This window comes from Hyphomicrobium sp. DY-1 (genome assembly GCF_047497105.1).
GTDB lineage: Bacteria > Pseudomonadota > Alphaproteobacteria > Rhizobiales > Hyphomicrobiaceae > Hyphomicrobium_B.
Genome location: NZ_CP134870.1, coordinates 3,650,157 through 3,673,768, shown reverse-complemented (window position 1 = coordinate 3,673,768; position 23,612 = coordinate 3,650,157). Strand labels below are relative to the sequence as shown.

At 58.0% G+C, this 23,612-nt stretch carries 21 protein-coding genes; 3 read left to right on the top strand and 18 right to left on the bottom strand.

Features of this window, described 5'->3' with window-relative positions:
- Positions 1 to 230 precede the first annotated feature (230 nt).
- From RLW41_RS17725 to RLW41_RS17710, 4 genes are all read right to left on the bottom strand, one after another.
- On the bottom strand, positions 231 to 2,816 hold the full coding sequence (locus RLW41_RS17725; protein WP_414462311.1) for a TonB-dependent receptor: 2,586 nt from the start codon (positions 2,814 to 2,816) through the stop codon (positions 231 to 233).
- Between the two features lie 330 nt (positions 2,817 to 3,146).
- Entirely contained in the window at positions 3,147 to 3,533 is a 387-nt protein-coding gene (locus tag RLW41_RS17720) for a hypothetical protein (protein WP_414462310.1), read from the bottom strand.
- A 171-nt stretch (positions 3,534 to 3,704) separates the two neighbouring features.
- Positions 3,705 to 4,271, bottom strand: coding sequence for a cytochrome b (locus RLW41_RS17715; RefSeq protein WP_414462309.1), 567 nt, complete (start codon positions 4,269 to 4,271; stop codon positions 3,705 to 3,707).
- Positions 4,268 to 5,317, bottom strand: a complete 1,050-nt coding sequence (locus RLW41_RS17710) for a catalase family peroxidase (RefSeq protein ID WP_414462308.1) — start codon at positions 5,315 to 5,317, stop codon at positions 4,268 to 4,270. The genes RLW41_RS17715 and RLW41_RS17710 overlap by 4 nt, the downstream gene beginning before the upstream one ends.
- A gap of 339 nt (positions 5,318 to 5,656) precedes the next feature.
- On the opposite strand from RLW41_RS17710, the gene RLW41_RS17705 reads away from it, so the two are divergent.
- Positions 5,657 to 6,649 (top strand): alpha/beta fold hydrolase, encoded by a 993-nt coding sequence (locus RLW41_RS17705; protein WP_414462307.1) that lies wholly within the window; start codon positions 5,657 to 5,659, stop codon positions 6,647 to 6,649.
- A 40-nt stretch (positions 6,650 to 6,689) separates the two neighbouring features.
- On the opposite strand, the gene RLW41_RS17700 is transcribed toward RLW41_RS17705, so the two are convergent.
- The 8 genes from RLW41_RS17700 to urtA form a co-directional block, all read right to left on the bottom strand.
- Positions 6,690 to 6,896: a DUF768 domain-containing protein gene (locus RLW41_RS17700; protein ID WP_157135409.1), complete on the bottom strand. Its 207-nt coding sequence runs from the start codon at positions 6,894 to 6,896 to the stop codon at positions 6,690 to 6,692.
- Positions 6,897 to 7,110: 214 nt separating this feature from the next.
- Positions 7,111 to 7,437, bottom strand: coding sequence for an FmdB family zinc ribbon protein (locus RLW41_RS17695; RefSeq protein ID WP_414462306.1), 327 nt, complete (start codon positions 7,435 to 7,437; stop codon positions 7,111 to 7,113).
- A 69-nt stretch (positions 7,438 to 7,506) separates the two neighbouring features.
- Positions 7,507 to 8,736 (bottom strand): formamidase, encoded by a 1,230-nt coding sequence (fmdA, locus tag RLW41_RS17690; RefSeq protein WP_414462305.1) that lies wholly within the window; start codon positions 8,734 to 8,736, stop codon positions 7,507 to 7,509.
- Between the two features lie 41 nt (positions 8,737 to 8,777).
- A complete protein-coding gene (gene urtE, locus RLW41_RS17685; RefSeq protein WP_414462304.1) occupies positions 8,778 to 9,467 on the bottom strand; it encodes an urea ABC transporter ATP-binding subunit UrtE in 690 nt (229 codons plus the stop codon).
- Between the two features lie 14 nt (positions 9,468 to 9,481).
- Complete coding sequence (gene urtD, locus RLW41_RS17680; protein ID WP_409562991.1) at positions 9,482 to 10,237, bottom strand: urea ABC transporter ATP-binding protein UrtD; 756 nt, start codon at positions 10,235 to 10,237, stop codon at positions 9,482 to 9,484.
- 9 nt (positions 10,238 to 10,246) lie between these two features.
- Entirely contained in the window at positions 10,247 to 11,389 is a 1,143-nt protein-coding gene (urtC, locus tag RLW41_RS17675; protein ID WP_409562990.1) for an urea ABC transporter permease subunit UrtC, read from the bottom strand.
- 40 nt (positions 11,390 to 11,429) lie between these two features.
- A complete protein-coding gene (gene urtB, locus RLW41_RS17670) occupies positions 11,430 to 12,356 on the bottom strand; it encodes an urea ABC transporter permease subunit UrtB (protein ID WP_024275675.1) in 927 nt (308 codons plus the stop codon).
- Positions 12,357 to 12,460: 104 nt separating this feature from the next.
- Positions 12,461 to 13,720, bottom strand: a complete 1,260-nt coding sequence (gene urtA, locus RLW41_RS17665; RefSeq protein WP_409562989.1) for an urea ABC transporter substrate-binding protein — start codon at positions 13,718 to 13,720, stop codon at positions 12,461 to 12,463.
- A 274-nt stretch (positions 13,721 to 13,994) separates the two neighbouring features.
- Between urtA and RLW41_RS17660 the strand changes: the two genes are divergently transcribed.
- Both RLW41_RS17660 and RLW41_RS17655 read left to right on the top strand, forming a co-directional pair.
- Entirely contained in the window at positions 13,995 to 17,375 is a 3,381-nt protein-coding gene (locus tag RLW41_RS17660) for an ATP-binding protein (protein ID WP_414462303.1), read from the top strand.
- On the top strand, positions 17,368 to 18,285 hold the full coding sequence (locus tag RLW41_RS17655; RefSeq protein ID WP_414462302.1) for a response regulator: 918 nt from the start codon (positions 17,368 to 17,370) through the stop codon (positions 18,283 to 18,285). The genes RLW41_RS17660 and RLW41_RS17655 overlap by 8 nt, the downstream gene beginning before the upstream one ends.
- Positions 18,286 to 18,319: 34 nt before the next feature.
- Here RLW41_RS17655 and RLW41_RS17650 read toward each other — a convergent pair whose 3' ends face one another.
- The 6 genes from RLW41_RS17650 to RLW41_RS17625 are packed head-to-tail and all read right to left on the bottom strand — an operon-like array spanning position 18,320 to position 23,607.
- Positions 18,320 to 19,384 carry a HoxN/HupN/NixA family nickel/cobalt transporter gene (locus RLW41_RS17650; protein ID WP_414464606.1) on the bottom strand — a complete coding sequence of 355 codons (1,065 nt, stop codon included), beginning with the start codon at positions 19,382 to 19,384 and terminating at the stop codon, positions 18,320 to 18,322.
- Positions 19,365 to 20,033 carry an urease accessory protein UreG gene (ureG, locus tag RLW41_RS17645; protein ID WP_414462301.1) on the bottom strand — a complete coding sequence of 223 codons (669 nt, stop codon included), beginning with the start codon at positions 20,031 to 20,033 and terminating at the stop codon, positions 19,365 to 19,367. Before ureG ends, RLW41_RS17650 begins: the two co-directional genes overlap by 20 nt.
- Positions 20,030 to 20,851: an urease accessory protein UreF gene (locus tag RLW41_RS17640; protein ID WP_414462300.1), complete on the bottom strand. Its 822-nt coding sequence runs from the start codon at positions 20,849 to 20,851 to the stop codon at positions 20,030 to 20,032. Before RLW41_RS17640 ends, ureG begins: the two co-directional genes overlap by 4 nt.
- Complete coding sequence (gene ureE, locus RLW41_RS17635) at positions 20,787 to 21,263, bottom strand: urease accessory protein UreE (protein WP_414462299.1); 477 nt, start codon at positions 21,261 to 21,263, stop codon at positions 20,787 to 20,789. Before ureE ends, RLW41_RS17640 begins: the two co-directional genes overlap by 65 nt.
- Before the next feature lie 8 nt (positions 21,264 to 21,271).
- On the bottom strand, positions 21,272 to 22,981 hold the full coding sequence (gene ureC / locus RLW41_RS17630) for an urease subunit alpha (protein WP_414462298.1): 1,710 nt from the start codon (positions 22,979 to 22,981) through the stop codon (positions 21,272 to 21,274).
- Positions 22,981 to 23,607 (bottom strand): urease subunit gamma, encoded by a 627-nt coding sequence (locus tag RLW41_RS17625; protein ID WP_409562981.1) that lies wholly within the window; start codon positions 23,605 to 23,607, stop codon positions 22,981 to 22,983. The genes ureC and RLW41_RS17625 overlap by 1 nt, the downstream gene beginning before the upstream one ends.
- Positions 23,608 to 23,612: the final 5 nt, after the last annotated feature.

The window sequence follows — 23,612 nt, the reverse complement described above, 5'->3', positions numbered from 1 at the left end:
ATCATATAAAGAGGATGCTTCGATATATAACCTATTAGGAGTGCTCATATGGACAAGATCGCCATCACCCTGCTGTTCGTTCTCACCGCCGTCATCTGCCTGACTGTGTTTCACATGGCGGACGGTAAATTCTGAGTGCTTCGTCGCTGTCCAGGGCAGAAAACAAAGAAGCGGCGGACTTTGGGGTCCGCCGCATCGAGTTTCGGGATAGGTCTTAGAGGTACAGTAGTCTAGAACTTCACTTTTACGCCGCCATAGGCTGCGAACGGAATGGCCGGGACGACAGTCCGGGGATTGTTCTCATTGAAGGTGACGCCGGTAGCCGGCGTCAGATCGTTGGCGTCGTCCACGCTGAAATACGTTCCGTAGATATTATAATCTTTGTCGAAGAGGTTCTCGAACAGGCCATATATCTGCACGTGATCCGTGACGTCGTAGGACGTGTGCAGATTGACTTTTGCATAGCCCGCCAGCGGACGATTGAGATTTGCTTCGTCACCGAAGAAAATCTGGTCGCTGGCAGCCACCAAATCCGCCCCGACTTTCCACTTTTGCGTCATCCAGTAATCGACACCGGCTTTGAATGTGTGCGCCGGGACGCCAGGAAGCCGGTCACCTTTATGAACTAGGAAGCAGTTACCGGGACCGTCTTCATCATCCCCACCACCAGCTTCGCCGCACGAAACATTGCCCGGCAGCGGATTATTCGGTGATGGGAAGATCGCGCTCGAATCGAACGTGGCGTCCGTATAGGTGTAATTCGCGTAAGCGAAGACACGTTGTGTGCGGTACGCGATATTTGCTTCGACGCCCTGACGCAGCGTCTTGCCGACGTTCTGGAAGTAGCCGTGCCCGACATCGGTCGAGGCAGCGTTGAAAATGTCGTCAGTGTTGAGAGTACGGAACAGGCCGATGCCCCAATCCCACTGCGAACGATCCTGCCAGTTCTTGATCGTCCCGCGGAACCCCGTTTCCCAGGTATGGGAGACAACTTGCTTCAGCGGGGGATCGGCCGTCAGGAAGCTTTCGATCAAGCACGGGTTTTCAGGATCCGCGCAAGCGAGTTCGGCTGCAGTCGGAGCACGATTGGCTTCCGAGTACCCGCCGTACCAGTTGAGACCCGGCGAGAACTTATAGGTCAAGCCCGCGGATGGATTGAAGCGGTTGTACTTGTTGATCCCGTTGAGTTCATCATTTTCCGGACTGCCGGTATTCTCGATTTCAATTCGCGCAAAGTTGTAACGTCCGCCCACGGTCAAAGCCAACTGGTCGGTGATGTCGAACGTGTTCGTGAAATAAGCGCCGAAATAATCATTGGTCGTCGTGAGCGAGCGCGGATTGAAATCATCCGTACCGGTCATGATGATGCCTTGCCCGTCGACGACGAACTTGGGCTCCATGAAGCCAAGTTCGCTCTTCGCCGTATAGGCGACGCGGCCATGATCGTAGCTGACACCAACGATGAACTGGTTGGTGTGGCCGAAGAGCTTAGCGTTCTCTTGAGCCTGCAGCGTGACACCAGCGGTATCGGCATTTTGCGACGTCTGGTCGATCGAGCCGTAAACGTTATCCGTAAATGGGATCGGATTGCCGTTGGCGGCATTGAGAACCTGATCGTCTCCGGAACACAGCGTCCCAGCTTCGGCGCCGCCGCATTCTTCCGGATCGTCGAACAGGTTACCGTCGAGATGCTTCTGATTGAAATGGCGATAGTAGGTCACGCCGGACAGCGTCAACGTATCGGTCGCCCGCACCTTGCCGTTGACCGAGTACATCTGCAGCGTGTTTTCGGTCGTCTGCGGTGACGTGAACGTCAGGCTGCGGCTGATATCGAGAAGCTGCTCAGGCGCTGCGGCCGTAACGCCGACATTGTTGTCTGCGCCGGTGAAGTTGAAATGAAATTCGGCGTTATCGCCCTTCACGCCGACATCGAAGTAGCCTCGGCGGATTTGCGCATCGGAGAAATCGCGGAACCCATCATCATCGATGGCTTCAAACGCGCCGTATGCCGCCCAATTACCGCTCCGGTATCCGGCTTCAGTCGAGACTTGCTTGCGTCCGAACGAGCCGAACATCGTATCGACGTCCCAGCCCTGGTAATTGAAGCCGTCCTTCATATCGACGACGACGGCGCCGCCCAGAGCGTTAAGTCCGAACACCGGATTGCCGACGACAACCGCGACGTTGTTGATCGCGTTCGAGGGCAGGAAGTCCCAGTTGACGATATCGCCGAACGACTCGTTGATGCGGACGCCGTTCTGATAGACCGCAAGTCCCTGCGGGACGCCGTTGACAGGCGACGCTTCAAACCCGCGAAACTGAATGTTGGTCTGGAATTGGTTGCCCTGAAGATCGTTGACGATGAGGCCCGGGATCTGGCTCGTTAGGGCGTCCTGCAGAATGACCTGCTCGCCACGTTTGAGCGCTTCCGAATTCATCTGATAGACGCTGCCCGGCACCTTATCGACCGGGATCGTGCCGCCGACCGGCGACATCTTCACCGTGTTCGATTCAGGCGAAGCAGCAAACTCCTGCGAACTCTCGGTCGCAAATCCCGTCGTATCCGGCGCTGCGGATGGAGCCGTTACCGCCGCCGCGGTGGAGGGTTTGGCCTTTGGCTTGGTGGCCTTCTTTGCTTGCGTCGGCTTCGGCTTGGGCTGTCCCTGAATTACCTCGACCTGCGGAAGCTGTTGACCTTGCTGAGGCGCTGGCTGCCCTGCAGCCGTCCCGTCCGCATCCTGAGCAAAAACAACGGCCGTTCCGCTGGCTGCAAACAGCGCCACAGCCGCGGCCGAAGCCATTAACTGACGCATCATCCCCCGGTTCCCTTTTCTGCGCATCACAATCCCCGCTTCCCTGGCAGGCATTGCAACGCGAACTTCCCCTTTGGTCTCGACTCGGACCATTTTCCCCAAAGTCAGCAAAATGGATTTTGGTTGGGAGGGTCAATCCGATGCACAGGCTGACTTTTTCCCGGCTGCCGCATTCCCAACCCTCCCGTGGCATTGTGGCAACGGAATTGAAATTTACGGGAAAAAATCCCTCAAAATGCGGGAACTAAGGCTTCTTTCGAGCCTCACGCGAGACATTTCACAGCGACGATAGCGTCAGCTTCCTGCAACCGTTTGCCGGATAGAGAAAAGCCCTTAGCCACCATCGACGTCCGGTCGGGAATAAGTGGGAAAGGGCGATCCCCCCTTGAAAGGCGCCGACGATTGCGTTGCCGCTTTATCGTAGCAAGCGAGTCGCTCGGTATCGCCAACGATTTGAACGCAATCCATAAGCGCCACTTGCCGTTCAGCCGACATGAATTCCGTTAAAGCGATTCCGATCCCGGCAAAGAACAGAATGATCACGCCAAAGAGCATCGCAGCACTCCGCATCTGATCGTCTGTCAGGCCGATGGTCCGCGGCGACCAATCCACAGCGTGGGCGGGCGCATCCTTGAGTTCGCTGTCAGACCACTCTGCACATGCCTCAATGCAAGAAGGCACATCGGACGCCGTCGGGACGCTTTCGAGGTCTTTTTCCATGGCCGCCTCCAGTAGTGGGCGCTTTGCCATCAAACTAGGAACACCGGCATAGGGATTCCATGTGTCTCGACATGGAGAGATATAAAAACGCGATGGGCGTCCCTGCCGACATTTGCAGGAAGACCCATCGTAGGTTGGCGGACGACGCGTCCTCAGATGTCCTTCACGCCCTCACTCGGCGGCAGGAGCCGACTGATGATGCGTCGACACAGAGGCCATTGACTCGAACACGCCGTCACGCCGGACGAGCGCGTGATACAGCGCCGCCGCGATATGCAGCAGAACCAGTGCAAAGAAACAAAACGCCAGATAGTAGTGGGCGTTCCAGAACAGGGTATGAAGACTGTCGCTTTGCGGCAGCATCTGCGGAACCCAGGCACGCCCAAAGATCACGACAGGATAGTCTGCGGTAAACAACAGCGCCAATCCAAGCAACGGCATCGCGATCATCAGCGCATAGAGTGCGTAGTGAGACAGTTCTGCCGCGAGCTTCATCGGCTCCGGCAAATCCTTCGGCAATGCGGGCGCGCCGTACCGCAACCGTACCGCAAGCCGAATGAGCACGAGCACGAGGATGACGACACCGAGCGATTTGTGCGTCTCCATCAGCGGCAAAAACTTTGGTGTGACGGTCGAGAGCATCCCCACGCCGATGAACAGCATCGCTAGAATGCAAACGGCCATCACCCAATGCAGAAGGCGCTGCAATGGATTGAAACGCGGCGTTTCTCCGGTCATTGCTTTTCTCCAGTCGCGGTGCGGGGATAGTACTTCGATTCAGCCGTACGCAGATCATATGACTTCATATACGCCGCCGACCGCGCGGCCGGGAACGGATCGTCGGATGTCGTAATGCCCGTCGGCAAAACGGTTGGATCGAAGTTGATCTCACGACATGGACCGTCCGCCTCCGGTTCGATTTTCGTAACCGTCAGCGTGCCGACATCGATCTTGCGGCGGTCGGCAGGCCACTCCTTGCTTGGATCTGCTGTCGGATCTCCTGGATTTGCAACGATCACCACCAGCTTCCAGCGTTGAGGCGCAGCCGCAACACGCTTGGCGATATCAACGTCGAGAAAATTCGGCCCGAGCTTTTTCAGGTCATCCTGCGAGACCGTAACGACTCGCGCTTCCGGCACGATCCCCCATCGAACTGTCTTCTGCTCGCCCTCTTTGTTTGTCATCACGAAACTGTTTAGGCTGTTGTAGGGCTCCTCGGCGTAACTCGCTGTCCACGGCGCGCTACCCGCCCACGAAGCAAAATGCGAAAATTCGGGATTGGCCGCTATAAAGTTTTTCATCGCGTCCGCAGCCTTGTCCTTCGATGCTTTCAGCAAATCGTAGAACGCTTGCGGCGTCGAAACCGGGAAGAATGGCGGATCGATCATGGCGCTTCGCCAGACCTGCCCATCCGGAGTTGTTATCTGCAGACCGATGCCGCGAACACGAACAGTAGCGTCATCTACATTAGGGTCCTGAGTACCTAGATTGAAGCGCCCGACGACAGGATACTCCCCCTTCTCGAAAACAACTGCCTTCGAGATTTCGCTGCCCGCGCCGTTCGCTTCGAACTCACCAGTAAAGCAGATGCCTTTGGCGTGGTTACGGCGATGGCCCAGAGCCGGACCCCCAGGCGGGGCAAAAGCCTCGACCATTTTCATCGGAGTGAGGCGGTGTGGTGAAAACCAGCCGGCCGTGTAGGCGAACGCTGCCGCGCCGCCTGCGATGACGACAGCGATCAAGGCCAACGAACCAAGTGGCGGTGATCGGTGAGAGTCTGACATTGAGACCTCGCTATTGCTTGCGATGAAAGTATGCAGTGGCTTAGCGCAGCGATATCCTGCAACTGCGACGATAATCTTTCAAATATCGATCACGACTTGCGAATTCGCACGATTTACCATGCTGGGCAAACGCGAACCCGGTCGAGACACAACAAAACATATCGCCTTGTTCGACGCCCAGTCCACGGCTACCCCGCACCATCTCTAAAAACATAAGCATGCGAAGCGCGAGGCTGCCGTGTCCCCTTCCGAAATCTGGATTTGTGTCTCCCAACATCTCCGGCTTAGGCGCAAGTGCAAATCGCCTACCTCCCTACCTAGTTTCAATGGAGGTTGAACATGCTGACGGAGACCGATCGCAGAGTTGCGCTGAAAATTTTTGGAGCCGCAGCCGCCACCGCCGGGCTGACATTGCGCGCGAGTGCCGTCAATGCGAGAGACATCGTGACGTCAGGCAATTCCGTTCCTACGAATTCCGTTCATTATAAAACGGTGAAGATTGGCGATGTCGAAGTCTTCTACCGCGATGCCGGTCCTGCAGATGCGCCAGTCATCCTGCTGCTTCACGGCTATCCGACGAGCAGTCACATGTTCCGTGACCTCATTCCTCAACTCGCAGGCCCATTCCGCCTGATCGCACCGGACCTGCCGGGCTTCGGTCTGACGAAAGCACCCGATCGTGAGCATTACACCTATACGTTCGACAATCTGGCCAAGACCATCGATGGCTTCACTGATGCGTTAGGCCTGAAGAGATATGCACTTTACCTGTTCGATTACGGCGCACCGACTGGCTTCCGCATTGCCGCCGCGCACCCCGAACGTGTCGGCGCGCTGATCACCCAGAATGGTAACGCCTACGAAGAAGGATTGGGCGACGCATGGAAACCCATCCGGGCGTACTGGAAAGACGCTTCACTTGAAAACCGCAACGCGCTGCGCGCCGTGCTCACTCTGGACGCAACAAAAGACCAGTATCTCCACGGCGCCGATGCGGGCTTGGTGTCTCCGGACGGCTATATGCTCGATTACGCCTATCTTCAGCGGCCGGGCATCGATGAGATTCAGCTCGATCTCTTCTACGATTACCGCAACAACGTTGCGCTCTACCCGGCTTGGCAGAAATACTTACGGCAAAACAAGCCGCCGCTGCTGGCGGTCTGGGGCAAGAACGATCTCTTTTTCATTCCTCCCGGCGCCGAAGCATTCAAGCGCGATATTCCTGACGCAGAAATCAAGTTCGTCGACAGCGGCCACTTCGCGACCGCCACGCACAGCACGTTTATCGCCGCCCAGATAACGGATTTCATGCGTCGCAAAGCAAAGTTATAGGCATGCACGGTCCAAGATCGGCCCGCAAAATTAGTGGCGCTCACTTCTTGACCTGAAGCAGGCCCTCGCGAATACAGTCCTCGAGCGAGCCAACGGCGCCTTCGAGATCGTATCGAGATATGCCTTCGCTCCAAGCATCATGAAGACACTTCGCAGCGAGCGCGGGAATGTCCTCGGCGCTCGCGACACGCCCCACGACGTGCCACCGCAGCCAATCCGTCAGAAACTTTGTGGTCCTCGTTGACATCGACGTCCGGCAACGCGCAGAGCTGAGATATCCAACACCCAAGATCGGATCGCGAGCGCACCAAGAAGCGCCGGGCCGCCGCATATCCGAAACAGCACACTGGCCACTATCGTGCGAGTTCGCCCCCCGGCGCGTTTTCGCGTTCTTCTTTGGTGTCGGGCTATGATCCATCCGTAACCTACAGACCGCTGCGAACAGCTGCTGAATCGCAGGATTAGTGACTGATCATCCAGGGGCGGGACGAAGGAAAACTCTTCATCGCGGTCCCGCCGTCTTGTTTTGGCTTGGCTTTCGCCTTGGAACAGCAGCCGCACCCCGGCGCATGCCCTTTTGACTTTCGCGGTTCGTGCGATGAGCGCTCGTTTGTCTCGGCTGCAACGCGACGAGCCCGGCTCATTCCCGCTATGGCGGGTGCTGTTAAAATCGCTCGCGGCGCCTCGGTCCCACAATCCGGGCAATCGTGCGGCAACTCGAACTCAGACATCGAACGTAGAATTGAGAACGGTCCGCAACTGGGACAATCATAATCGTAAACCGGCATTATTGGCGGCTCCCTTGAGGTGGGTTGGCCAACACAGCCAACCCAGCTTTCGTGCACGTTCGAATGCGCTTACGCGTCGGGCGCAATCGGCATCTGGATCGATCCGTCAAGGAACTTTGTCGGTCCCGCGGCAGAGGGATTGATATCGAAATCGAAGATCTTGGTCGGCACCCACAGAGTGGCGCAGGCGTTCGGAATGTCGACGACGCCAGAGATATGCCCCTGAACGGGCGCCGTTCCCAGGATCGAGTAAGCCTGCGCGCCCGAATAGCCGAACTTCTTCAGGTATTCGATGGCGTTGAGACAGGCCTGACGATACGCGACGTGAACGTCGAGGTAGTGCTGCTTGCCCATCTCGTCGACCGAGATGCCCTCGAAGATCAGATAGTCGTCGTACTTCGGCGTGATGACCGACGGCTTGAAGATCGGATTTTTGATCCCGTACTTCGACATGCCGTCTTTGATCACGTCGACCTTGAGATGCAGCCAACCGGCCATCTCGATCGCGCCGCAGAACGTGATTTCGCCGTCGCCCTGACTGAAGTGAAGGTCGCCCATCGAAAGGCCGCCGCCGGGTACGTAGACCGGGAAGAACACTTTCGAGCCACGCGACAGATCCTTGATATCGCAGTTGCCGCCATGCTCACGCGGCGGAACCGTACGCGCCGCTTCGGCTGCAGCCTTATCCCGCGCATCGCCCTTGAGGCGGCCCATGTGCGCCGTCGGCGCAAAGGGCACCGTGCCGACGGGAGGCACACGATCTTTATTGGCCTCCACGAACGGAATTTCGCGATCGTTCCAGGTCTTGAGCAGTGCAGGATCGGGCAAGCAGCCGATCAGGCCAGGATGGATGAGACCCGGAAAACGCACACCCGGAATGTGGCGTGACTTCGTGAACATGCCCTCAAAGTCCCAGATCGACTTCTGCGCTGAGGGATAATGATCGGTCAGAAAGCCGCCGCCATTGTTCTTCGAGAAGAAGCCGTTGAAACCCCAGTTGCTCTCCGGCTTCGCCCCGATGTCGAGGATCTCAACAACGAGCAAATCACCCGGCTCGGCGCCCTTGACGCCAACTGGGCCTGAGAGAAAGTGCACGATCGTCAAATCTATATCGCGCACGTCCGACGCATCGTCGTTGTTCTTGATGAAGCCGCCGGTCCAGTCGTACGTCTCGATGATGAAGTCTGAACCAGGCTCGGTCCAGGCGACGATCGGAATGTCCGGATGCCATCGATTGTGAACCATGTCGTTTTCATATGCGGACTTCGACAGGTCGACTTTAATGAGCGTTTCGGTCATTCATACTGCCCCTTCCATTTCTGCAGACACCGAATTCAGACTTAAACTGAGAGATACCTCGCCACTTTCGCCTCATCGACTGATGAACGCGGCTCGTCGTGGACAATCTCGCCGTTCTCGACAACCAGCACACGGTCGGCGACATCGAGCGCAAAACTCAAAACCTGTTCCGACACGATGATCGACAGCCCGCGCTCATCGCGAATGCGCCGAAGCGTCCGCGCCATTTCACGAATGATCGACGGCTGGATGCCTTCCGTAGGCTCATCGAGCAGCAGAACCTTCGGCTTGGTCGCAAGAGCGCGCGCGATCGCGAGCTGCTGCTGCTGGCCGCCAGACAGGTTACCGCCGCGGCGCTTCTTCATTTCGAGCAGAACCGGAAAAAGCTCGTAGATATCGGGCGAAACCTTGCTGCCGCCGTGGACCACAAGCCCCGTCTCGATATTCTCTTCGACTGTCATGGTCGAAAAAATCATTCGACCTTGGGGAACGTAGGCCAAACCTTTCGCAACACGCTCATAGCTTTTGAGCTTGGTGATGTCGGCGCCGTTCATCGACACCGAACCCTGCTTCGTTGGCAAGATGCCCATAAGGGCCTTCATCATGGTCGTCTTGCCCATGCCGTTGCGGCCCATGATCGCGACGATCTCATTGGGCGCGATCGACAGATCGAGGCCGTGCAGAACTTCGCTCTGGCCATAGGCGACGTGGAAATCGGAGATATCCAGCATTGTCAATTTCTTCCTTAATGGCCGAGATAGACTTCAATCACTTTGGGATCGTTCTGGACCTTCTCCATCGAGCCTTCCGATAGAATTTTGCCCTGATGGAGCACGATCACCTTGTGCGCGATGTCTTCGACGAACTTCATGTCGTGCTCGATCACCAGCACCGAACGATCCTTGATGATCCGATGCAGAAGCTCAGCGGTCTTTTCGCGCTCGCTGACACTCATGCCCGCGACGGGTTCATCAAGCATCAAAAGCTCGGGATCCTGGATGAGGAGCATGCCGATCTCGAGCCACTGCTTCTGGCCGTGGCTCAGAAGCTGCGCACTCATGTTGAGCTTGTCTTTCAGGAAGATCATTTCCGCGACTTCCTCGACGCGCTGACGCACGGCAGCGTCGCGCTTGAACGTCAGAGCGCCGAACACGCTGCGTCCGCGCGGATAGGAGATCTCCAAGTTTTCGAAAACCGTCAGATCGTCATAGATTGACGGCGTCTGGAACTTCCGGCCGACGCCCGCATGCACGATGGCGTTCTCGGATAGCTTCGTGAGTTCCTTGCCGCGGAAGGTGATAGACCCGGAAGTCGCTTTGGTCTTCCCGCAGATCAAATCGAGCACTGTCGTCTTACCCGCGCCATTCGGTCCGATGATGACCTGGATCGCGTTCTCATCGACATAGAACGACAGATCGTTGACCGCTTTGAAGCCGTCGAAGGATACCGTTAGCCCACTGACAGCGAGTAGGAAATCCCGAGGTTGTTGACCGATCTCCATATCGCTCTCCTATTCTGCCGGTGCGCCGTCTGCGATCGGCTGGCCGCTCGCAAGAGACTTGCCTTTACTCCGCGAGAAGAGCCGGTCGATCCTCGGCTGCACATAGTCGTTCCAGGCGCCTGCCAGTCCACCTGGGAAGAGCAGCACAACGGCAATGAAGAGCGCTCCGAAGCCCAGCTGCCAGAGTTGCGGGAAGCTTTCGGAAAGGCTCGTCTTCGCATAGTTGACGAGCAGCGTGCCGTAGACCGCACCGAAGATGGACATGCGGCCGCCGACCGCCGCGAAGATTACCATTTCGATCGAGGGAACGATGCCGACGAACGACGGCGACATGAAACCAACTTCAAGCGTAAACAGAGCGCCGCCGATCGACGCGAACACGGCCGACAAACAGAATGCGAAAATCTTGAAGTTGGCGACGCTATAACCCGAGAACCGCACGCGATCCTCTTTCTCGCGCATCGCCACCAGAATGCGCCCGAGCTTCGAATGCTTCACGAACAGCGCCACCAGCAGACAGACGAACAGCACCGCGACTTCAACAAAATAGAGAATGACTTTGGCGCTGTCGGTCCGGATATCCCACCCATGTAGGGTGCGAAGATCTGTGATGCCGTTGATGCCGCCCGTATAGCCCTGCTGCCCGACGATAAGGATCGTCAGAATGGCGGCAATCGCTTGCGTGATGATCGCGAAGTAGACGCCGCTGACACGACGTTTGAACATCGCCGCGCCGATGATAAATGCAAACACCGCCGGCACGACGAATACGGCCAGGATCGCAAACGTTAAACTGTGGAATGGCTCCCAGAAGAAGGGAAGCTGCGTGATCTGGTTCCAGTCCATGAAATCCGGGATACCGGGCGTCGACTGGATTTTCGTGTTGGCGACGCTCGATGCTTCGAGCTTGAGAAACATCGCCATGCAGTAACCGCCGATGCCGAAGAACACCCCCTGCCCCAGGCTCAAAATGCCACCGTATCCCCAGCAGATCACCAACCCGAGCGCGACGAACGAATAGGTCAGATATTTCGCCACGAGGTTCAGGCGGAAATTGTCGAGCGTCATCGGCAGCACGACAACCAGCAGCAATGCCAGGACGGCGAGGCCGACCAACTCGGAACGGGAGAAGAAGCGAGGATTGGCGTTCATGTGAGTGTGCTCTCGCGCTTGGATCTGAAGTCGGCGGCGGCTATTTGCGAACCTTGAGGGCGAACAGTCCTTGTGGACGCAGCATCAGGATGATGACGACCGCAAGAAGCGTGATGACCTGCGCCATCGATCCGGAGGTGAAGAACTCCAGCGTCGAACGCGTCTGCGAGATCGTGAAGGCCGATGCGATCGTTCCAAGCAGGCTGGCTGCGCCGCCGAACACAACGACAAGGAACGTGTCGACGATATAAAGCTGACCCGACGTCGGACCGGTCGAGCCGATCATCGTGAAGGCACTCCCCGCGACGCCGGCAATTCCGCAACCGAGCCCGAAGGTAAAGCGATCCACGCGTTCGGTATTGATGCCGACGGCGCTGGCCATGACGCGGTTCTGCATCACGGCGCGAACCTGACGCCCCCAGCTGGAATAATACATGATGTAGCCGACGATCAGCGTAATGATTAATGTCAGCGCCATCACGAACATGCCGTTGATCGGAATCTGGATGGTGTCCGTCACCTGCCAGGAGCCCATCATCCACTCAGGCAGATCGACGCCGACTTCGCGGCCGCCGAAAACAGAGCGATAAACCTGCTGCAGAATGAGGCTGAGGCCCCACGTCGCCAGCAAGGTATCGAGCGGTCTCTTATAAAGATGTCGGATCAGCGCCCATTCGACGAACATCCCAAGCGCACCAGCCGCTATGAATGCCAGGATCATCGCGACGAAAAAGTATCCGCCGAAAAGCATCGGCAGGTGCGATTTGAAGAACTCCGACGTCATCCAGGTGACGTACGCGCCGAGAATCATGAACTCGCCGTGCGCCATGTTGATCACGCCCATCTGGCCGAAAATGATGGCCAGTCCGAGCGCCATAAGCACGAAGACCGAAAACAGGATCAATCCCGCAAAGCCTTGCATCACGAAGATTGAACCAAGATCGCTGAACGAGTAATCGCCGAACATTGCGCGCTCCGGAGTATCGGACGTTGATGGCTTCGCGCCGCGCATGAGCGTATCGGCGCGAAGCACTCAAGCGATGCGGGCTCCAAAGCCCGCTGGAAAGGGCCTTACTGATAGCCCTTTGGGAACGGATTGGGCTCGATCAGCTCGGGCGTCTCGTAGACCACATCGAACTGACCGTCGGTCCGCGCCCGACCGATACGTGCGCGGCTCCAGAGATGGTGGTTCTCGTGGATCTTGACGTAGCCTTCCGGAGCGCCCTTGAACTCGATGCCCGGCGATGCCGCGGCGATCTTGTCGACGTCGAAGCTGCCTGCCTTCTCGGCTGTGAGCTTCCACAGGTTCGGGCCGAGATAGGCCGCCTGCGTCACGTCGCCGATCACCGTCTTGTCGCCCCACATCTTGTGGAACGCCTTGACGAAGGCTTCGTTGTTCGGGTTCTTCAGCGACTCGAAGTATTTCATCGAGGCGTAGGCGCCCGCGATATTTTCGCCGCCGATGCCGTCGATCTCGTCTTCCGTAACCGAGATCGTCAGCAAAAGCTGCTTGTCGAGATTGATGCCCGCCGCCTTGAGCTGCTTGTAGAAGGCGACATTCGAACCACCGACGACGTCCATGAAGATCACGTCGGGCTTCTTCAACTTGATCTTGTTGATGACCGAGTTGAACTGCGTCGCGCCGAGCGGGAAGTACTCTTCACCGACGACTTTGCAGCCCGTCAGATGGTTTTCGATATGCTTGCGCGCGATCTTGTTGGACGTGCGCGGCCAGATGTAGTCCGAGCCGATCAGGTAGAAGGTCTTGGCGCCCTTCTCCTTGTTGATCCAGTTCAAGCTGGACAGAATCTGCTGCGTCGCCTCCTGGCCGGTGTAGATGACGTTCTTCGACTGCTCCAGGCCTTCGTAGAAGGTTGGATAGTAGAGCATGCCGTTGTACTGCTCGAGAACCGGCAGCACCGCCTTGCGAGACGCTGACGTCCAGCATCCGAAGATCGCCGCGACGTGGTCGTTGACGAGTAGCTTCTTCGCTTTTTCCGCAAATGTCGGCCAATCGCTGGCGCCGTCTTCCTGAATGATCTTGATCTGACGACCTAGCACGCCACCCGCATCGTTGATCTGCTGGATCGCGAGCTTCTCGGCCTCGACCGAACCCGTCTCGCTGATGGCCATCGTGCCTGTGACCGAGTGAAGAATACCGACCGTCACTTCTTTGTCGGTGACCGCCAATCCGGTCGTATTGATCGCCGACGTCGCTGGTGCGTCGGCAAATGCGGCTTTCGGCAACAACCCGGCAAACGGAGCCGCGGCCATACCCATCAACAATTTACGCCGTAGCCGCGATTGAGGTCCGTTATCTTCCGTCGCCATCAAGATCCTCCGTTCGAACTGCCCACCCCGGACATCGCGCGGACATAGGAAACCGATTTTGCGCCGCAGCACATACGTCAGTTAACGTATATGGTGCGCCGCACCCCCTGCGTAGGTTGCCTACGCGCGCCCGCGCGCGTGGCGGACGGCTCGACGAGAACCAACCGCATGATCGAAATAGGTTTGTCTCAGGGAGTGTGAGGGGTAGTTTTCAGCGACAGCCACATTTTTGCGGCGCGGTATGGTTACCGTTCGGGGGAGGCGATTTGAGTGAATGACTAACCGGCTTCGGATCGTTCCTGTTCGCCGCAGCTATAACCAATGGGTCGCCAACGAGACCCTGGAGGACTACGCGCTTCGCTTCACCGCCAAACGTGCGCGCCGGTGGTCCGCTGCGCGCGTTGCGAATACAGCATTCGGAACAGTGTCATTCCTGGCGCTCGAGGCCATCGGCGGCGCCATCACCATAAGTTATGGCTTCTCGAACGCAGTTACGGCCGTTCTGGCCGTCTCGATCCTGATCTTTTTGACGGGCCTTCCGATTGCCTATTATGCCGCACGCGACGGCGTCGACATCGATTTGCTGACCCGCGGTGCCGGTTTCGGCTACATCGGCTCGACGGTCACGTCGCTGATCTATGCCTCCTTCACGTTCATTTTTTTCGCGATCGAAGCCGCCATTATGGCTCTCGCGCTGAGCGTTTGCTTCGGGTTTCCGCTGTCCGTCAGTTACGTGATCAGCGCCATCGTCGTCATCCCAATCGTCACGCACGGCATCACGTGGATCAGCCGGTTCCACCTTTGGACACAGCCGTTCTGGATTCTGCTGCAACTGACCCCGCCCATTATCATTGCATTACAACACCGGGAGAATTTCGACGCCTGGATCGGCTACCGCGGCGATCTTGTGCCGGGCGCGACCTTCAATCTGCTGGGCGTCGGCGCGGCCGGATCCGTTGTTTTTGCTCTCATCGCGCAAATCGGCGAGCAGGTCGACATCCTGCGATTCATGCCGCCGAAGGAGAAAACGGGCCGCGTAGCGTGGTGGACGGCCCTCCTCGTCTCCGGCCCTGGCTGGATCGTCCCCGGCGCCATCAAAATCCTGATCGGATCGTTCCTTGCCGTCCTCTGTCTCCGGCACGGCATCCCCGTTTCACAGGCCGGCGAGCCGATGCAGATGTACTTGGTCGCATTCGGTTACGTGACGAACTCTCCGCAGTTGGCCCTCGCGCTGGCCGGAACGTTTGTCGTACTCTGCCAGATGAAGATCAACGTCACGAACGCTTATGCCGGGTCGATTGCCTGGTCGAATTTCTTTTCACGGCTGACACACGCCCATCCCGGTCGAATCGTATGGCTGTTTTTCAATGTTGCCATCGCACTCCTGCTGATGCAGGCGGGAATATACAAAACGCTTGAGCATACTCTGGGTCTTTATTCGGTCGTCGCAGTGGCGTGGCTCGGCGCTATCGTCGCCGACCTCTGCATCAACAAGCCCCTCGGACTGAGCCCCAAGCGCATCGAGTTCAAGCGCGCCCATCTCTACGACGTTAACCCCGTCGGCGTCGGCGCGATGATCATCGCAACGGCCGCGGCCATGTTCTCGTACAGCGGCACCTTTGGGATCTATGCCCAGTCACTGGCGCCACTGGTCGCCTTGATCGTGGCGCTTATCACGGCGCCTGCCATCGCCTATGCGACCAATGGAAAATACTATCTCGCCCGCAAGCCGCGCGCATCCTGGGGCCAGAAGTCCGCAATCCGTTGCATTGTCTGCGAGCACGAATTCGAACCCGAGGACATGGCGCACTGCCCGGTCTACTCGGGTCCGATTTGTTCGCTCTGCTGCTCGATCGACGCCCGCTGCCGCGACGGCTGCAAGCCGCACGGACGCTATCAGGTGCAGCTCGTCAAGCTCCTGCGCGGCGCGCTGCCCCCACATCTGGTCAAGGGGCTCAATTCACGAACGGGTCACTTCTTCGGCGTCTTCACGCTGTTCTGCACCATTCTCGGGCTCGTGCTTCTGCTCGTGCATTATCTTGCGGTGACAGCCGTTCCGCACGACGCCGGTGCGATTGCCGGCACGCTCTGGGCAACGTTCCTGATCCTTGCAATCATCGCGGGCGTCGCGAGCTGGCTTTTCGTGCTCGCTCAGGAAAGTCGCAAAATCGCCCAGGACGAGTCCGCCCGCCAGACGACATTGCTTACCCGCGAAATCGAAGCCCATAAACGCACGGACCGAGCACTACATAAGGCGAAAGAAGTCGCAGAAGCCGCCAACCTCGCAAAAAGCCGCTACGTCGTCGCCATCAATCATGAGCTACGCACGCCGCTTAATGCCGTGCTTGGCTATGCGCAGCTTCTCGATGTCGACGACATGCTGCCCGTCAAGGCCCAGAAAGGCGTCCGCGTCATTCGTCGCAGCGCCGAGCACCTCTCCGGCCTGATCGACGGCCTGCTCGACATTTCAAAGGTCGAAGCCGGACGGCTCGAACTTGCCACCAGCGAAGTCCGTATCCGCGACTTTCTCGATCAGCTCGCAGACATGTTCCGCCTGCAAGCCAATTCGAAGGGGATCGAGTTCATCTTCGAAGGCGCGTCGTCGCTTCCGCCCGTGGTGCGCACCGACGAGAAGCGCCTTCGCCAGATCTTGATCAACTTGCTTTCGAACGCCGTCAAATTCACCGATACCGGCAGCGTCGCGCTGCGCGTCACCTATCGCAGTCAAGTTGCCGAATTCGAAATCCAAGATACCGGCATCGGCATCATGCAGACAGATCTGGAACGCGTCTTCGAACCGTTCGAGCGCGGCGAGATCATGCGCGCCAAACTGAGACCCGGAATGGGGCTGGGCCTCACCATTACGAAGCTGCTTGTCGAAATCATGGGGGGCGAAATTTCAGTCAAGAGCACACCTGGCCAGGGGAGCCAGTTTCGCATCAAATTGCTGCTGGCGCACGTCGCCGACTCGCGTCCGCCCGCAAAAGCTCAGGAGCGTATCGTCGGCTATCTCGGCAAGCGTAAGCTGATCTTGATCGTGGACGACGACACCGATCATCGCGAGCTGATCAAGGAAGCTTTGGAGCCGGTCGGATTTTCCATCATCTCTGCGCCGGACGGTCCCTCCGCGCTCACCATTGCTGAAGAGTGCGCACCGGATCTTTTCGTTCTCGATATCTCGATGCCCGGCATGTCCGGCTGGGAGGTGGCAAGACGTCTGCGCGAAATTGGCCACACCGTTCCAATTTTGATGATGTCCGCCAACATCGGCGACCAGGCTCCACGTGGCGATGACGTACCGGATCACGATGCCGCCCTGTCAAAGCCGGTCGACATGCAGACGCTGCTCAATCACATCCGAAAGCTGCTGAACCTCCGAGTGGTCACAGCCACCAGCGCGCCTGAATATTCGGCCCCGCCCCAGGGAATCAAATACGCAAGCCGTCCTGATGCCCGGCATATCGAGGAACTCATGCGGCTTGGCGAAATCGGCTTTGTGTCCGGCATCGAGTCCAAGCTCGATGAGCTGGAGGCTGCCGGCAACGGCTCCATCGTATTCATCAATGCCGCACGAGATCGCATTCGCGCCTTCGACCTTCGCGGCTACATGGCGCTCCTCGCACAGCCCGCCGAGCCCGAGCACGCCGATGACTGACGCTGAAGCGAAAACGATCGTCCTCGTCGTCGACGACAATCCCGATACGCTCGCAATGCTCACAGCCGCCCTCGAGCAAATCGGCGCGCTAGTCCTGATTGCAACTGACGGCGAACGTGCCATGACAACCGTGGCGCGCATTGTCCCCGACATCATCTTGCTCGATGCAGTTATGCCGAACATGGATGGGTTCGAAACATGCCGGCGCATGAAGCGACTGCCGCCGCTCGCGGACGTTCCGATCATATTCATGACGGGGCTTCGCGACACTGACCGCATCATCGAAGGGCTCGAAGCCGGCGGCGTCGACTACGTGACAAAACCCGTCATCATCGAGGAACTTCTTGCACGAATCCGCGTCCATGTCGGTAACGCCCGCATGTCTCGCAGCGCACGCGCTGCCTTGGATACCACCGGACGTTACCTCTTTGCCGCCGATTCCGCCGGACGCCTCTTATGGTCGACACCTCAGGCGAGCAAGCTTCTCGGAACCGCATTTGAAGATTTCGACGAGCGAAGCTTCGCGTTCCCATCCCTAGTGGTCAAATGGCTCGCGGCACGCATCGAAGGTAGCGGCGATCCGTCGTCCAGCACACTCACGATCGGCGCAGAGCAGAAAACACTCAGTCTCTCATTCGTCGGCCGCATGAGCGGCGACGAGCATCTCATGCGTGTTTCCGAAGAAAGTTCATCCGCCGACGCAATCCTGCTGAAGGAAAAGCTGGGTCTGACGACGCGTGAAGCCGAGGTACTGTTATGGATAGCGCGCGGCAAATCGAACCGCGATATCGGCCAGATCCTCGGAATGAGTCCGCGCACCGTGAACAAGCATCTCGAACAGGTGTACGTGAAGCTCGGCGTCGAGAACCGCGCCGCCGCGGCCGCAACTGCCGTTCGCCATCTTCCCTGAGGTCAGCGCACGAGATCATTGCTTCGCGTGTCAGTTACCGCGCCGAGTGTTCTCGCGTCACGACACCGATCGCATCGCCGCCAATGGCGCGATAGACGATCGCGGAAATCATCCAGCTCGCCATGAAAATGCCGACCACGATGAAGCCAAAATTCGTCAGGTTGTCGTTCAACTCGCTGACGACGCCCCAGATCCCGTCCGTGCGCCCAAGCTTGTCCCCGATCAACCCGAGCGCCTCGACGCCGCCAATAAAGACGGCCACAACGACCGACGCCGCCGTGATCGTCATGTTGTACCAGAGCTTGCGGATCGGATTGACGAACGCCCAGCCATAGGCTTTCGTCATCAGAATGCTATCCGTCGTATCCATCAGCGACATTCCGGCCGTAAAGAGTGCCGGAAAAACCAGGATGGTCCAGAACGATAAGCCTTGCGCCGCCTGGGCAGCGGAAATTCCGAGCAATCCAACTTCCGTCGCGGTGTCAAAACCTAGACCGAACAGGAAGCCGACCGGATACATATGCCAGGATCGCGACACGACCCGAAATAGCGGCCGCAGAAATCTCGCAAAGACGCCCTGTCCCGCAAGTAACGTCTCGAGATCCGCGTCCGTAAGCCTCTCGCCGCGACGTGCGCGCAGAAACGCCGCCCAGACATTCCTCAGGATCATGAGATTGATGATCCCGATGACGAGCAGAAACAGTGCCGAAACAATTGTTCCGATAATGCCCCCGATGCCGTGAAACTCTTCAAGAGTCCCCTGCATGGCCGCTGCAGTCGCCGCAATGATGATCGAAGCGATAATAACGATGGTCGAGTGCCCGAGAGAGAAGAAGAAGCCGACGGAATACGGCGTCTTTCCCTCCTGCATCAGCTTACGAACGACGTTGTCGATAGCCGCTATATGGTCGGCATCGAACGCATGCCGAAGGCCGAACACGTAGGCGAGCAGCGCCGTCCCCATCAGCGTCGGCCGATCGGAAAAAGCCGCGAATGCCCACACCCATGCACCGACGTTCGACGCGATCAGCAACGCGTACATCGTCACGGCTTTCGCGACACCGCGAGTCGGCTGGTCGTCAAACGGATTGGCCAGCATGCTCATGGCCTGAGGTTGCGATGGGTCTCGTCAGCGACAGGCCGCCCGAGCGAATGATGAACTCGGCAACCTTGCTCACACCCTTGCCATCCTTGATATTCGTAAACACATACGGCCGTTCTCCGCGCATTCGCTTAGTGTCCTGCTCCATTACTTCAAGGCTCGCGCCCACATACGGCGCGAGATCGATCTTGTTGATCACCAAAAGATCGGAGCGCGTGATTCCTGGACCACCCTTGCGCGGAATTTTTTCGCCTTGCGCAACGTCGATCACGTAGATTGTTATATCGGCCAGCTCCGGTGAGAAGGTCGCGGCCAGATTGTCACCGCCCGACTCGATCAGAACTAGATCGGCATTCGGGAACTTGCCGCGCATTTCCGCTATCGCCATGAGATTGAGCGAGCAGTCCTCACGAATGGCAGTGTGCGGACAACCACCAGTCTCTACCCCCATGATGCGTTCCGACGGCAGCGCACCGGCACGCGTTAAGATCAACGCATCTTCCTTGGTATAAATGTCATTGGTGATCGCAATGATATCGAGCTCGCTGCGAAACTGTTTACACAGCGCTTCCATCAAGGCCGTCTTTCCGGCGCCGACCGGACCGCCAATGCCGACACGCAGAGGTCCGTGATCTAAGGATGTCATGAGCGAAAGAGCCTTGAATATTGCGTTTCATGCCGAAGGGCGGCGATGTCCGACTGAAACGCGGCGCCACCGATATCGTCAAGGGTAGCAGTTTCTGCCACAAGAACCAGCCGTCCGACCGCGGGAAGCAGCGACGCAATCGCGTGCTGTCCGTCCGTATGCCCGATGACGCTGAGGCGGATCACAGCCGACACCAGATTTTGAACCTGCGCGAGCACGAAGCAGCGCAGCATCTCATGCTGAGAAATCTTATGTGCCGCGCCGGTCAAGCCGACTGCGACCGGATAAGCGACATCTCCTCGTACCGATGCAATCCCCCAATCAAAATCTGGTGCACGCCATGCATCTCGGATAATGGTGACGAAGGCATTACCCTGCGCCGTCGTTTCCAAATACCGCTCTTTCGAACCTGCCATCGCTAGCGCCAGTTCGTTGATCTCAATGAGCGCGCGCGCGTCGCGAAGCATCGCAGCGTGCCACGCGTGCGCGGCAAAGATTGCGTCATTACGCATCCCCCCATGCTCAAGAAGAGCATCGAGCCACGCGATGACTGTAGCGATGTTTCTGACCTGCCCAGCTTGGACCGCCCATTCAAAGCCATGACTGAATGCAAAGCTTCCGACAGGAAACGCAGGAGAAAGCCAAATCAGCAGCTTCGCAGCCGCATCGGATGACTTACCTTCCTTCGAGACCGCCATAGACGCGTCTTGAGACGAAAGCTCGCCGCTTATTTTATGCGGACGCTCGGACACGTCATCCATGGTCGTGATCGTCGCCATGATGGTGGTGATGATGGCCGCCGCCCGCGTACGCGCCATCTTCCGGATCGAACGCTGCCTCGACCATCGCGACCGAAGCACCGAGAAGCCGGACCATATCTTCGATGACATGATCGCGGCGGATCAGGATGCGATCCGGCAGCAGCATGACCGGCAGATGGCGATTACCGAGATGCCAGGCAACACGCACGAGATCGACCGCCGATGTCGTCGTGATTTCCGCAAGCTCTTCTTTTGCCGCCATTACCCGAACTCTGCGGCCGTCTTCCAGCAGCAGCGTATCGCCCTGTCGAAGCCGATGCGCACGCGGCAGATCGAGCAAAAACTCGAGTCCATCTTTTCCCCTCATCGCCAAACGACGGCGATGCCGATTGTCGAAATCGAGCGTCACCTCATCATCGATCAATCCGTGACGGGCACCCTGGGACTCGCATGCAATGGCACGAAGCATCGTTCGCCTCAGAACAGAAAATAGCGCTGCGCCATCGGGAGCTCCTTGGCCGGTTCGCAAACAAGAAGCTCGCCATCTGCCGTCACCCGATAAGTTTCGCTGTCGATCTCGATATGCGGTGTTGCGCCATTGTGAACCATGCTCTTCTTCGAAATCCCCTCTCGCACGTTCTCGACCGGAATGAGCTTCTTTTCGACCTTGAGCCGATCCGCCAAGCCTTTGTCGAGCGACGTTTTCGAAACGAACGTCAGCGAGCTTCGCGTCAGCGATTTGCCGAAGGATGCAAACATCGGCCGGTAGTGGACAGGCTGCGGCGTCGGGATTGAAGCATTCGGATCGCCCATCGCCGCGACGGCAATCGAACCCGCCTTCAAGACAAGATTCGGTTTCACACCGAACAATGCCGGCGACCAGATCACCAAGTCAGCAAGCTTGCCGACCTCGACGGAGCCGATATGCTGCGATACACCGTGAGCGATGGCCGGATTGATCGTGTACTTGGCGATATAGCGCTTCGCCCGTTGGTTATCGTTCTCGCCATCGCCGGGAAGCGCGCCGCGCTGCTTCTTCATCTTGTCCGCGGTCTGCCACGTGCGAATGATCACCTCGCCGATACGCCCCATGGCTTGGCTATCCGACGACATCATCGAGAGCGCGCCGAGATCATGCAGAATATCTTCCGCTGCAATCGTCTCTTTCCTGATCCGGCTTTCCGCAAATGCCAGATCTTCGGGAATGGACGCATGAAGATGATGGCAAACCATCAGCATATCGAGATGCTCGTCGAGCGTATTGACGGTGAACGGCTTCGTCGGATTGGTCGACGACGGCAAGACGTTCGCGTATCCCGCAACCTTCATGATGTCCGGTGCATGGCCGCCGCCCGCACCTTCGGTATGAAACGCATGAATCGTGCGCCCCTTGAAAGCGGCAATCGTATCTTCCACGAAGCCGCTTTCGTTGAGCGTATCCGAATGGATCATCACCTGCACGTCGTGCTCGTCGGCGACGGACAAGCAGCAGTCGATGGCCGCGGGCGTCGTGCCCCAATCTTCATGCAGCTTCAGCGCGCACGCACCGGCTTCAACCTGCTCCACCAATCCTTGCGGCAGCGACGCATTGCCCTTGCCCGCAAACCCGAGATTGATCGGAAAAGCGTCGGCTGCTTCGATCATGCGCTGAAGATGCCAAGCGCCCGGCGTGCACGTGGTAGCATTGGTTCCGGTCGCAGGCCCCGTGCCGCCGCCGAGCATCGACGTGATGCCAGCCGCCAGCGCTTCGTCGATCTGCTGCGGACAGATGAAATGGATATGCGTATCGAACGCGCCTGCGGTAACGATCTTGCCCTCGCCCGCAATCACCTCCGTACCCGGCCCGATGACGATGTCGACGCCCGGCTGAACATCAGGATTACCGGCCTTACCGATGCCTGCAATCAATCCGTCCTTCAGACCGATATCGGCCTTGACGATTCCCCAGTGGTCGATGATCAGCGCATTCGTGATCACCGTATCGATGGCACCCTGTGAGCGGGACACCTGCGACTGCCCCATGCCATCGCGAATGACCTTGCCGCCGCCGAACTTCACCTCTTCGCCGTAGATCGTGAAATCCTTCTCGACCTCGACGAAGAGCGACGTATCGGCCAAGCGAACCTTGTCGCCGGTCGTGGGTCCGAACATGTCGGCATAAGCGGCGCGAGAAATGCGGGCGGCCATCAGAGTTTTCCCATCACGTCTTGGCGGAATCCATAAACCGTTCGGGCTCCCGAATAGGGAACCAGCGTTACTTCCCGCGTCTGTCCCGGCTCGAAACGCACGGCCGTACCGGAAGCAATATCGAGGCGCATGCCGCGCGCCATCTCGCGTTCGAATTCGAGCGCCGGATTGGTTTCGAAGAAATGATAATGGCTGCCAACCTGAATCGGGCGGTCACCTGTGTTCGCAACTTTCAGCGTCAACGTAGACGCGCCCACGTTAAGTTCAATATCGCCATCGGGCGTAATGAACTCGCCCGCGATGATCGTCGTCGCATCGCTGCCACCCCGGATCGGTTGATGGACGGTGACAAGCTTCGTTCCATCCGGAAACGTCGCCTCGACCTGCACGTCTTCGATCATCTCCGCTATGCCGTCCATCACCTGATCGCGCGTCAGTACACGCGCACCAAGTTGCATCAACTCAGCAACCGAACGGCCGTCGCGTGCGCCCTCCACCACTACATCGGTAATCAGCGCTATCGCTTCCGGATAATTGAGCTTGACGCCGCGCGCGAGCCTGCGCCGCGCCACATCCGCAGCCATCGCAATCAGCAGCTTGTCTTTCTCTCGCGGAGTTAGAAGCATTCGGC